The 13,817-nt window shown below is 71.1% G+C and carries 1 protein-coding gene; it reads left to right on the top strand.

Annotation, left to right across the window (positions count from 1 at the left end):
- Positions 1–12: 12 nt before the first annotated feature.
- Positions 13–13,817, top strand: a 13,805-nt coding sequence (locus tag ACWDU4_RS27730) for an amino acid adenylation domain-containing protein (RefSeq protein WP_450117174.1), incomplete at its 3' end; no start/stop codon positions are given.

Raw genomic sequence — 13,817 nt, 5'->3', positions numbered from 1 at the left:
ACGCTGGTTCCGATGGCGGGTATCGAGAACACGGTGGCGTGGTACGAGGGTGAGCTGCCCGCCGAGGGTGGGTTGTTGATCGCGTCGTCGCCGAGCTTCGACCTGACCCAGAAGAACGTGTGGGCGGCGCTGGCGGGCGGCCGGTCGATTCATCTCGCCGCCGACGGTTTCGATCCCGAGGAGATCCTGGCGATCGTCGCGGGTGGCGGTGTCCGGGTGGCGAACATGTCGCCCAGCGCCTTCGGCGCGGTCGTCGACGGCGACGCCGACGGCGTGCTCGGCGCGCTCGACGTGGTCTTCCTCGGCGGTGAGCCGATCAACGTCGGACGGTTGGCCGGACTCATGGAATCCGGTGTGCGCGTGGTCAACAGCTACGGACCCACCGAAGCGTCGGACGTGGTGTCCTGCCAGGCAGCGACAGCCGCCGATGTGGCTGGTGTGCCGATCGGGCATCCGCTGCCCAATGTCGATCTGTTCGTTCTCGATCGACGACTCGATACGGTGCCGATCGGTGTCGAGGGTGAGCTGTACATCGGCGGCGTCGGCGTCGGCCGTGGCTACGGCGGCAGGTTCGACCTGACGTCCCAGCGGTTCGTCGCCAATCCCTTCGGTGAGCCCGGCGACCGGCTGTACCGCACCGGTGACCTGGTCCGCTGGAACCGCGAAGGGGCCCTGGAGTACGTCGGCCGCACCGACTTCCAGGTGAAGCTGCGTGGCCTGCGCATCGAGCTCGGCGAGATCGACACTGTGCTGTCCGACCATGATTCCGTCGACTTCGCGGTCACCGTCGCGCATGAGCGCGGCAATTCCACGGTACTCGTGTCCTACGTGTACCTCGGTAACGGGCACACCTTCGACGCGGGCGCCCTGACGGCGTTCGCCGGCAAGTTCCTGCCCGGCCACATGGTGCCGTCGGACATCGTGGAGCTGACCGAGGTTCCGCTGACCGCCTCGGGCAAGGTGGATCGCAAGGCGCTGGTCGATCCGGGTGTTCGCGCGACCGCCTACCGGGCGCCGTCCAATCCGGTCGAGGCGATCATCGCCTCTGCCGTCGCCAAAGTTCTCGGACTGGAACAGGTCGGCGTCGACGACTCGTTCTTCGCGCTCGGTGGTGACAGCATCATCGCCATTCAGCTGGTCGCCCGCGCGAAGGCGGAGGGTGTTCGGTTCACCCCGCGAGACGTGTTCGAGCGCAAGACAGTTGCCGCGCTCGCCGAAGTCGCCACCGAGGAAGCGGAGGAGGTGACCCTTCTCGAGCTGCCCGGCGGAGGAGTCGGCTCGATGCCGCTGACTCCGCACGCCACCGAGGTGCTCGATGGGGGCGGCAACATCGATCGCTTCTACCAGGCGCTGGTGGTCACCGCGCCGGACGGCCTCGATGACGAGATTCTCGCGCGCACCGTGACCGCCGTCGTCGACCAACACGACGCGCTGCGTTCGGTGCTCGATTCGGGTGCCGGCGAACTGATCGTTCGTCCGGTGGGTTCTGTTGCGCCACAAGACGTCATCACACATGTGCAGGTCTCTGCCCAGCCGGGCAGTGACGATTTCGATGCCGCGCTCACCGCGAGCTGCGCCGCCGCCCTGGGCCGGCTCGACGCCGACGCCGGCGTGATGCTCCAGATCGTGTGGCTCGATTCCGCCGGTGCGCCCGGGCGCCTGCTCATCGTCGCGCATCACCTCGTGATCGACGGTGTCTCGTGGCGAATCCTCCTGCCGGACTTCGCCTCTGCCTGGGCGCAGGTCATCTCCGGCGCCGAGCCCACGCTCGACCCGATCGGCACCTCGTTCCGGCGATGGACGCACGGTCTCGTCGAAACTGCATCTGCTGAAACAACTCTCGACGATCTGGACAAGTGGCGCTCGATCCTCGACGGCCCGGATCCGACGATCGGCCGCCGCCGGCTCGATCCGGTACTCGACATGGGTGCGACCTCGCAGCGCGTGAGCATCGAGCTGCCGGCCCACGTCACCGACGCGCTGCTCACGACGCTGCCCGCCTCCTATCGCGGTGGCGTCGCGGACGGCCTGCTCGCCGCCCTCGCGCTCGCCGTTGCCGCCTGGCGCGAACGCCACGGCGTCGACGAGCGTTCGGTGCTGCTGACCCTCGAGGGTCACGGCCGCGACGAGGAACTCATCCCGGGCGCCGACCTCTCGCGCACCGTCGGTTGGTTCACCACTTCGTATCCCGCGCGCCTCGACGTCAGCGGCATCGACTTCGACGACGCCTTCGCGGGCGGGCCCTCCGCCGGTTCGGCGATCAAGGCCGTCAAGGAACAGCTGCGCGCCCTGCCCGGCAACGGCACCGGCTACGGACTGCTGCGCCACCTGCGCGCGGATACTGCCGTCGAGCTGGCCGCCGCGCCGCAGCCGCAGATCAGCTTCAACTACCTCGGCCGGATGACCACTGGTGAGGTCGGCAAGGACCTGCCCTGGGTGCCCGAGTCCGGCGCCCTCGACCTCACCGCGGGCAGTGGCGCCGGGATGCCCGCGCGCGTCGCGATCGACATCAACGCCATGGTCGAGCCCGCCGCGGGCTCCGAGACCGGCGGCAAGCTGACGGCGACCTTCGATTTCCCGTCCGGTGTGCTCACCGAGGCCGAGGTCGCCGAGTTCGCCGGCCTGTGGCGCAATGCGCTCCTCGCGCTCGCCACGCACGCGCGCCGCCCCGACGCCGGTGGTCTCACCCCCAGCGACACCCCGCTCGTGTCCGTCGGCCAGTCCACCATCGAGTCCTGGGAGGCCCGGTTCCCGGGCGTCCAGGACATCTGGTCGCTCTCGCCGCTGCAGGCAGGCTTGCTCTTCCACGCCGGCCTGACCTCGGCATCCATGGATGTGTACACCGGACAGCTGGTGCTGCAGCTGGGCGGGTCGATCGACAGCGCCCGGATGCACCGCGCCGCGCAGCGATTCCTCGAACGCCACGAGAACCTGCGTTCGGCCTTCGTGTACGACGCGGACGGTGTGCCCGCGCAGCTGGTGATGACGGGCTTGACCGCGCCGTGGCGTGAGGTGCGGGTCGCCGACGACGCCGAGCTCGCCGAGCTCGCGCTCACCGAGCGGACGACGCCGTTCGACATGACCGCGCCGCCGCTGATGCGCTGGCTGCTCGCCCGGAAGCCGGACGGCACCGCGACCCTGATGGTCACGAACCATCACATCCTTCTCGACGGCTGGTCGATGCCGCTGCACGTCAAGGATCTGCTGCTGCTGTACGCGATGGACACCCCGATCGCGGCCCCCGCCCGGGCCTACCGCAGCTACCTGAACTGGCTCGCGGCGCAGGACCGTGCGGGTGCGTTCGAGAGCTGGACGAACGCGCTGGAGGGCCTGGACGAGCCGACCCTCATCGCCCCCGAGTACGCGGGCCGCACGCTGTCCTCGATGCCCGCGGCGGTGGACGCCCCGATCACGCCGCAGCTCGCCGATTCCATCGCCGATCTGGCCCGCCATCACGGCGTGACGGTCAACACCGTCATCCAGGCAGCGTGGGGAATCATGCTGTCACGATTGCTTTCCCGTGATGATGTGGTCTTCGGTGCGACCGTCTCGGGACGTCCGGGTGAACTCGCCGGGGTCGAGGAGATGCTCGGCCTGTTCATCAACACCGTGCCGGTCCGGGTCCGGCTCGACCCGTCCGAAAGTGGCGCTGCGCTGCTCTCGCGCCTGCAGGGCGAGCAGGTGCGCCTGTTCGATCACCACCACGTCGGACTCGGTGAGCTGCAGGCCACCCTCGGTGCCGGTTCCGTGTTCGACACCCTCACCGTTTTCGAGTCCTATCCCATCGATCGCGCTGGTCTCGACGAGAACACCGACATCGCCGGGATGCGGGTGCAGGGCATCGATCTCATCGACGCCACGCACTACCCGCTGGCGCTGCTCACTCTGCTCGAGCCGGAGCTGCGCCTCACGCTGAAGTACTCGCCGGAGGTGTTCTCCGCCGCCGACGTCGAGCTCCTGGCCGCGCGGCTGGCCCGCGTCCTGGCGGTGCTGAGCACCGATCCCGGCGCCCCCGTCGAGGACCTCGACGTGCTCTCCGAGGCCGAGCGGGACGCGATCCTGGTGCGGGCGAACGACACCGGCCACGACGTCGAGGACGTCACGCTGGCGGACCTGCTCGACCGGCAGGCCACGCGGACACCGTCGGTGACCGCGCTCACCGACGGTGGTGCGGGCGCACTCGCCGACGGCGCCGCGCTCTCGCTCACCTTCGCGGAGTTCGACGCGCGCGTGAACAGACTTGCGCGACATCTGGTCTCGAACGGAGTCGGGCCCGAGTCGCTGGTGTGTGTCGCGATGCGACGGTCCCCGCAGCAGGTGATTGCTCTGCACGCGGTCGTGCGGGCGGGCGGCGCCTACGTCCCGCTCGATCCGGACCACCCGGCCGAGCGGAACCGGCACGTGCTCGACACCGCGGCGCCCGTCCTGGTGCTGACCGCCACGGAGGACGCGGACGCGCTGCCCGCGGGCGTCGACGTGGTGGCGCTCGATCGGCTCGACGTGTCCGGTTACGCCGACAGTCCGGTCACCGACGCGGACCGCACCGCACCGCTGCGCCCGCACAACACCGCGTACGTGATCTTCACCTCGGGTTCGACGGGCCGGCCGAAGGGTGTCGCCGTCTCGCACGCCGCGATCGTCAACAGGCTGCTGTGGATGCAGGACGCCTATCCGATCGACGGGCGTGACGTGGTGTTGCAGAAGACTCCGGCGACGTTCGACGTGTCGGTGTGGGAACTGTTCTGGCCGCTGATGACCGGGGCTCGGTTGGTGGTGGCGGCGCCGGAGGGGCACAAGGACCCGCATCATCTGGCTGCGCTGATTCGCGACCACGGGGTCACGACCGCGCACTTCGTGCCGTCGATGCTGGACGTGTTCCTCGAGCACGCCGACGTCGCCGCGTGCACCTCGTTGCGTCAGGTGTTCGCCAGTGGTGAGGCGTTGCCTCGCGCCAGTGTCGAGCGGTGGCATGCGAGTTCGGTTGCGGCGCTGCACAACCTGTACGGTCCCACCGAGGCCGCGGTGGACGTGACGTTCCATCGGACGGGTGCGGGTGATGTGGGTTCGGTGCCGATCGGTGCGCCGGTGTGGAACACCCGGGTGTACGTGCTCGACGCGCGGTTGCGTCCGGTGCCGGCCGGGGTGCCCGGTGAGTTGTATCTCGCCGGTGTCCAGTTGGCTCGTGGGTACGTGGGCCGTCCGGACCTGACGGCGGACCGTTTCGTTGCGGATCCGTTCGGTGCCGGTGGTCGGTTGTATCGCACGGGTGACCTGGTGCGTTGGAACGCAGGGGCGAGCGCAGCGACGGGGGATGTGACGGTCGGCGAGCTCGAGTACCTGGGTCGTACCGACTTCCAGGTCAAGCTGCGTGGTCTGCGCATCGAGCTGGGGGAGATCGAGTCGGCGATGCTGCGTCACCCGGACGTGGCACAGGCGGCGGTCGTGGTGCGCGGTGGCGCCGGCGGCGAGAACCTCGTCGGCTACGTCACCGCGACCGGCGACGTGGCACCGGACCCGGCCGCCCTCGCGGCGTTCGCCGCGGCGGAACTGCCGTCGTACATGGTGCCGTCGGTGTTCGTGGTCCTGGACGCGATGCCGCTGAGTGCCAACGGCAAGCTGGACCGCCGGGCGCTGCCCGAGCCCGAGCGCGCCGCCACCGAGTACGTCGCCCCCGCGACGGCCGCCGAGGCCGCCGTCGCCCGGGTGTTCGCGGAGCTGCTCGACGTGCCGCAGGTCGGCGCCACCGACAGCTACTTCGACCTCGGTGGCAACTCGCTGACCGCCACCCGCGCGGTGGCGCGAATCAACGCCGAGCTGGACGCCGGCATCGGCGTGCGCGAGCTGTTCGAGGCGCCGACCGTGCGGGCACTGGCCGCGGCGGTGTCGGCCTCGACCGGCTCGGCGCCGGCGATCCCGGTGGCCGGTCCCCGGCCGGACCGGCTGCCGCTCTCACCCGCGCAGTCCCGGATGTGGCTGCTCAACCGCATCGACACGACTTCCGGCGCCTACAACATCGCGGCCGCGCTGCGGCTGTCCGGCACCCTCGACGTCGACGCGCTGCACGCCGCGATGGCCGACCTGATCGCGCGGCACGAGGTGCTGCGTACCGTGTACCCGGACTCCGCGGACGGCCCGCAGCAGTTGATCCTCCCGATCGACTACGCGGGTCCCGATCTCGCACCCGTCGACGTCGACCCCGCCGACCTGTACGGTGCGGTCGCCCGGCTCGTCGCCGAGGGCTTCGACGTCACCTCCGACGTGCCGCTGCGGGCGGCTGTGCTGCGGGTCGCCCCCGACGAGTACGTCCTCGTCCTCGTCGTGCACCACATCGCGGCCGACGGCTGGTCCATGCAGCCGCTCGCCCGCGACCTGATGGTGGCCTACACCGCCCGGCGTGGCGGTGTCGCGCCGGACTGGACTCCGCTCGCCGTGCAGTACGCCGACTACGTGCTGTGGAAGCTGGCCACCCTCGGCGCCGAACAGGACGCCGATTCGGTTGCAGCCCAGCAGATCACCTACTGGACCCGGGCGCTGGCAGGCATCCCGGAGCGGCTGGAGCTGCCGACGGACCGCCCCCATCCGCCGATGCCGTCGTACCGCGGCGGAACGGTGCACGCCGAGGTCGGCGAGACCACCCTCGCCGCGCTGCGCGAGCTCGCGCGGGAGACCCGGTCGACGCCGTTCATGGTGCTGCACTCCGCTCTCGCGGTGTTGCTGGCCCGGCTGAGCGCGAGCACCGACATCGCCATCGGCACCCCGGTCGGTGGCCGCGGTGCCGCGGCACTCGACGACGTCGTCGGCATGTTCGTCAACACCCTCGTGCTCCGCACGCAGGTCGAGGCAGGCATGTCCTTCCGTCAGGTGCTGGATGCGGCCCGGCAGGCGGATCTCGACGCCTTCGCGAACGCCGACGTGCCGTTCGAGCGCATCGTCGACACCGTGCCCGGTGCACGATCCACGGCCCACCATCCCCTGTTCCAGGTGATGCTCGCAGTCGAGGACGGTCCCGCACCGGGAATCGAGCTGCCGGATCTGACCGTCTCGCTGGAACCGATGGACTTCGAGGTCGCGAAGTTCGACCTCGCTGTCGCGTTCGCCCCCGACTCCGAGTCCGGTGCCCGGCTCACCTGGTCCTATGCCCGCGACCTGTTCGACGACGAGTCGGTGGAGGCGATCGCAGACCGGTTCACCCGACTGCTCGACGCCGTGCTCGCGGACCCGTCCGCCGTGGTCGGTGACGTCGACCTGTTCGCGGCCGGCGAGCGGGACGCGGTCGCGGTGCACTCCGGCGGTCCGGCCCTGCCCGCCGCCACGATCGCCGACCTCCTCGCCGCCGGCGCCACCGCCGGCGCGGGTTCGGTCGCGGTGGAGTTCGAGGGCGGACGGCTCACCTACACAGAACTCGACGAGCGCTCGAACCGGCTGGCGCGCATGCTGATCGGACGAGGCGTCGGTCCCGAGTCGACGGTGGCGCTGTCGTTCCCGCGCACCGTGGACTCGGTCGTCGCGATGTGGGCGGTGACCCGGTCCGGGGCCGCGTTCGTGCCCGTCGACCCGGGCTACCCGGTCGAGCGGATCGAGCACATGATCACCGACTCGGGGGTGGTGTTCGGTCTCACCGACCGCGCGAACCTCGACCGGCTGCCGGGCGGGGTCGAGTGGCTCGCGATCGACGGCGACGACGTCGCCGCCGCGATCGCCGCGCTGCCCGCCGCTCCCGTCACCGACGACGAGCGCACCACGCCGCTGTGCCCCGAGCACGTCGCGTACATGATCTACACCTCCGGCTCGACCGGTTTGCCGAAGGGCGTCGTCGTCACGCACACCGGCCTGTCGGCGTTCACCGCGTCCGCCCGCGCCGACATGCTCGCGGGACCGGACTCGCGGATCCTGCGGCTGGCCTCGTCCAGCTTCGACGCCTCCGTGTTCGAACAGCTGCTGACCTTCAGTGCAGGCGCAACCCTGGTGATCGCCCCGCCGGAGGTCATCGCCGGTGAGGAACTGGCCGCGTTCGTCGCGGACCGGTCCGTCACCCACGTGCTCAGCGCCCCGGCCGCTCTCGGCACCGTGGACCCGGCGCGCTGGCCGAACGTCGAGCTGGTCGCGGTCGGCGGCGAGGCGTGCCCGCCGGACCTGGTGGAGAAGTTCGCACCCGGTCGCCGCTTCCTCAACGCCTACGGTCCGACCGAGACCACCATCGTGGTCACCTTCACCGGTCACCTCGCCACCCCCGCCGACATCACCATCGGTGCCCCGATCCAGGGCGCCGAGGCGATGGTCCTCGACACCCGGCTGCGGCCGGTGCCGCTCGGGGTGACCGGTGAGCTGTACATCGCAGGCCCCGGACTGGCGCGCGGCTACCGCGGCCGCCCGGGACAGACCTCGGATCGCTTCGTGGCCAACCCCTTCGGCACTCCGGGCGACCGCATGTACCGCACCGGCGACCTCGTGCGCCGGGACCCGGCCGGCAACTACGACTACCTCGGTCGCGCCGACGCGCAGGTCAAGGTCCGCGGCCTGCGTGTCGAGCTCGGTGAGATCGAGGCGGCCTTGGCCCGCCACGACGACGTCGCCACCGCCGCCGCGTCCGTGCACCGCGACGGTGTGCGCGGCGACCAGATCGTCGGCTACGTCGTCCCCGTGGCCGGCGCCACCGTCGACGTCGCCGAGGTGCTCGCCACCGCCGCGGAGCACCTGCCGCGGGCGCTGGTCCCCACGACGGCGATGATCCTCGACTCCATCCCCACCACGCCCGCGGGCAAGGTGGACCGCGCCGCGCTGCCGGAACCGGTGTACGCCCCGCGCGAGTACGTCGCGCCGCGCACGGTGACGGAAACGATGATCGCCGACATCTACGCGGAGGTGCTCGGTGCCGAGCGGGTTGGCGCCGACGACAACTTCTTCGACATCGGCGGCAACTCGCTGACCGCCACTCGCGTCGTCGCGCACGTCAACGCCGCCTTCGCGACGGCGGTCGCGGTGCGGGAGGTGTTCGACGCGCCGACCGTCGCGGCCCTGGCCCAGGTGGTCGAGTCGGCGGGGTCCTCGGACCGGCCCGCCCTGGTGGCGGGCCCACGGCCGGAACACATTCCGCTCTCGCCCGCGCAGGCCCGGATGTGGATCCTCAACCGCTACGACCCCGAGTCGGTGGCCTACAACATCCCGCTGGTGTTGCGGCTGTCGGGCGACCTCGACGTCGCCGCGCTGCAGGCCGCGGTCTCCGACCTGGTGGAGCGGCACGAGGTGTTGCGCACCGTGTACCCGGACACCGAGTCCGGTCCGTACCAGCTGATCCTGCCCGCGTCCGGGGCGAGCGCAGCGACGGGGCATGTCTTCGAGGGCGTGGTGCTGCCGGATCCGGTCGTCGTCGAGGACGAGCAGGCGCTGCGCGCCGCGATCTTCGCCGAGCTCTCCCGCGGATTCGACGTGACCACGTCGGTTCCGTTGCGTGGCAGCATCTTCCGGTGCGGCGACGACCACGTGCTTGTGCTCGTGGTGCACCACATCGCCGCCGACGGTGCCTCGGTGCCGCCGCTCGCCCGGGATCTGGTGACGTCCTACACGGCCCGCACCGCAGGCGCAGCGCCCGGCTGGTCGCCGCTACCCGTGCAGTACGCCGACTTCAGCCTCTGGCAGCACACGGTGCTCGGTGCCGACGACGATCCGGAGAGCCGGGCGTCGCAGCAGGCCGAGTACTGGCGCGAACAGTTGCGCGGGGCGCCGGAACTGCTCGAACTGCCCCTGGACCGGCCACGCCCGGACGTCGCGTCCCTGCGCGGTGACGTCGTCGAGGTCGACTGCCCGGAGGAACTGCTGGGCCGGATCGACGACCTCGCCCGCGACCGCGGCACGACCCGGTTCATGGTGCTGCACGCCGCGCTGGCGGTGCTGCTGGCGCGGCTGAGCGCGAGCACCGACATCGTGCTCGGTACCCCGATCGCGGGACGTGTCGAGCGGGATCTCGGTGATCTCGCCGGGATGTTCGTCAACACCCTCGCGCTGCGCACCGAGGTGGATTCGGGGGCGAGTTTCACGGACCTGTTGGCCGCGGTCCGGGAGACGGACCTCGCGGCCTTCGGCAACGCGGATCTTCCGTTCGAGCGGCTGATCGACGTGCTGCGGCCGGCCCGGTCGCAGGCGTACGCGCCGATCACGCAGGTCAGCCTGTCCACCGAGCACCAGGACGTCAGCAGTCTCGACCTGCCCGGCCTGCACATCGAGGTCGTCGACCTCGAGATCGTCCCGGCGAAGAACGACCTGCAGGTGACGGTCTACGAGCGGACCGGCCGGAGCGGTGCGACGGTGTCGTGGACCTATGCGACGGACCTGTTCGACCGGTCGTCGGTGACGGTGTTCGGCGAACGGTTCCTGCGGGTGCTCGAGTCCGTCGTCGCGGACCCGGCCGTGGTGGTCGGCGACATCGACCTCCTCGACGACGCCGAGCGCGAGCTCGTGGCCCCGGAGGCGATTCCGGCGCTGCCACAGGCGCTGCTGCCGGACCTGCTGACCGCCGGCCTCCGGACGTCCGCGGACGGAGTCGCCGTGGTGTTCGACGGCGGCGAGCTGACCTACCGCGAACTGGACGAGCGCTCGAACCGGTTGGCACGCCTGCTGATCGACCGCGGCGCCGCGCCCGAACATGCGGTCGCGGTGTCGCTGCCGCGGTCGGTGGGCGCGATCATCGCGCTGTGGGCGGTTGCGAAGTCGGGTGCGATCTTCGTGCCCGTCGACCCGACCTACCCGGCGGATCGGATCGCGCACATGCTGTCCGATTCCGGTGTCGCGCTGGGCCTCACGGACCTCGCCCATCGCGAGGAACTGCCCGCCGAGGTGCAGTGGCTGGCGCTGGACGACACCGAGCTCGACTCCGCGTGCGCCGCGATGTCCCCGGAGCCGGTGACCGACGCCGACCGGCGCACTCCGCTGCTGCCGGATCACGCCGCGTACATCATCTACACCTCCGGATCGACCGGCCTGCCGAAGGGCGTGGTCGTCTCGCACACCGGCCTGGCGATGTTCGGAGTGGACGCCCGCCCGGAGTTCGGGGCGACCGCGGCGTCCCGAGTCCTGCGGTTGTCGTCGTCGAGCTTCGACGCCTCGCTCTTCGAGCAGATCCTCTCGTTCAGTACGGGCGCGACCATGGTGGTGGCGCCGCCCACGGTGATCGGCGGCGACGAGCTGACCGAGCTGCTGTGCCGCGAGAAGGTCACCCACGTGATGGCGGCACCTGCCGCCCTCGGCACCGTCGACCCGGCGGTGCTGCCGGACCTGGAGTTCGTCGGCGTCGGCGGCGACGTCTGCCCGCCGCACCTCGTCGACCAGTTCGCACCCGGTCGCACGTTCCTCAACGGGTACGGGCCGACCGAGACCACCATCGTGGTCACCCTCACCGAGCCCCTGACGAGCCGGGACGAGATCACCATCGGCGTGCCCATCCAGGGTGTGCAGGCGATGGTGCTCGACGCCCGCCTCCGGCCGGTTCCGCTTGGCGTCGTGGGTGAGCTGTACCTGGCGGGGCCCGGCCTCGCCCGCGGCTACCACCGCCGCACCGGGTTCACCGCGGAACGCTTCGTGGCCAACCCGCACGGCGACGCCGGTTCGCGGATGTACCGCTCCGGTGACCTCGTGCGGCGTGACGAGCAGGGCCGCCTCGACTACGTCGGCCGCGCCGACGCCCAGGTCAAGATCAGGGGCCTGCGCGTCGAACTCGGCGAAGTCGAATCCGCTCTGACGCAACACGGGTCGGTGGCGGACGCGGTGGCGTCCGTGCACCGCCACCCGACCGCGGGCGACCAGCTCGTCGGCTACGTCGTCCCGGTCGACGGGGCCGTGATCGACACCGCGGAGGTGCTGGTCGTCGCGGCCCAGCACCTGCCCCGCAACCTGGTGCCCGCGGCGCTGGTGGTGCTCGCCGAGATTCCGACCACGCCCGCGGGCAAGGTGGACCGGCGCAGCCTCCCGGCCCCCGAGTTCTCCTCCCTCACCGCGGAATACCGCGAACCGACGACGGAGGCGGAACGTCTGGTCGCCGCGGTGTACGCCGAGGTGCTCGGCGTCGAACGCGTCGGTGCCGACGACGACTTCTTCACGCTGGGCGGCAACTCGCTGTCCGCGACGCGGGTCGTCGCCCGACTGGGCGAGGCGCGGGGAACGTCCGTGGGTGTGCGGTTGCTGTTCGACGCACCCGTCGTGCACGCGCTCGCGGCGGCGCTCGCCGCACAGGTTCCCGGCGAGGGCCGGCCCGCGCTCGTGGCGGGGCCGCGACCGGAGCGGATCCCGCTGTCGACGGCGCAGTCGCGGATGTGGTTCCTGAACCGCTTCGACACCGCCTCGGCTGCCTACAACATTCCGCTGGCACTGCGCCTGACCGGCGACCTGGACGTCGACGCGTTGCAGGCCGCGGTGCGCGAGGTGGTCCGGCGTCACGAGACGCTGCGGACGGTCTACCCCGACTCGGCGGACGGGCCGCATCAGGTGGTGCTGCCCGCCGAACAGGTCGAACTCGACCTGACCCCGGTGCCCGCGTCCGGCGACGCGGTCGCAGCCGAGGCACTCGCCGTTATCGGAACCGGATTCGACGTCACCGCAGGTGTCCCCATCCGGGGCCGGCTGCTGCGCGTAGAGGACGGTGAACACGTCCTGCTGATGGCGGTGCACCACATCGCCGCAGACGGTTTCTCCGTCGGACCGCTGGCCCGCGACGTCGTCATCGCCTACGAGTCCCACCGGCACGGCGCCGAACCGATGTGGTCGCCACTCGCGGTGCAGTACGCCGACTACACGCTGTGGCAGCGGGACCTGCTCGGTGCCGAGGACGATCCGCAGTCCCGGGCCGCGCAGGAGATCGAGTTCTGGCGCGGAGCCCTCGCCGGGCTGCCCGACGTGCACCAGCTGCCGACCGACCGACCGAGGCCGGCGGTCTGGTCGGGCCGCGGCGGCCGCGTCGAGTTCCCGATCGACGCCGACCTCGCGGCGCGGATGCGCGAGTTCGCCGCCGCACGCGGCGTGACCGCCTTCATGGTCGTGCACACGGCCCTCGCGGTCCTGCTGAGCCGTCTCGGCGGCTCGGGTGACATCGCCGTCGGAACCCCGGTCGCCGGTCGCGGCGAGCGGGCGCTCGACGACCTGATCGGCATGTTCGTGAACACCCTTGTGCTGCGGACGCAGGTGGACGCCGGGGCGACCTTCGAGGAGACACTCGCCGACGTCCGCGACTCCGACCTGGCCGCGCTCGGGCACGCCGACCTGCCGTTCGAGCGGCTCGTCGAGGTTCTCGCTCCGACCCGGTCGACGGCGTTCACCCCGCTGTTCCAGGTGATGCTCTCGTTCGAGAACTTCGGGTCCGCGCCGGTTGAACTTCCCGGATTGACCCTCACGCCACTCGAATCCGAGATGACCGTCGCCAAGTTCGACCTGTCGGTGACCGTCTCCGAGGACGCGAGCGCCGACGGCACTCTGCCCGCGGCGATCACCTACGCCACGGACCTGTTCGACCCCGAGACGGTCGAGACCCTCGCGGCCCGGTTCGTGCAGGTCCTCGATGCGGTTGTCACGGCACCGGGAACCCCGGTCGGTGACATCGACCTGCTGAGCGAGGGTGAGCGGGGGCGGGTCCTCGATTGGTCGCGTGGTGCTCGTGTGCCCGCGCCGGAGGTGTCGCTGCTCGGGCGGTTCGCTGCTCGGGTTGGTGCGGTGCCGGATGCGCCGGCGGTGGTGTGTGGTGGCGAGTCGGTCACTTACTCGGAGTTGGATCGGCGGTCGTCGGAGCTGGCCGGTGAGTTGATCGAGCGTGGTGTCGGCGCTGACGATGTCGTCGG

Source organism: Rhodococcus sp. NPDC003348 (assembly GCF_053589375.1).
This window is presented reverse-complemented; position numbering and strand designations above follow the sequence as displayed.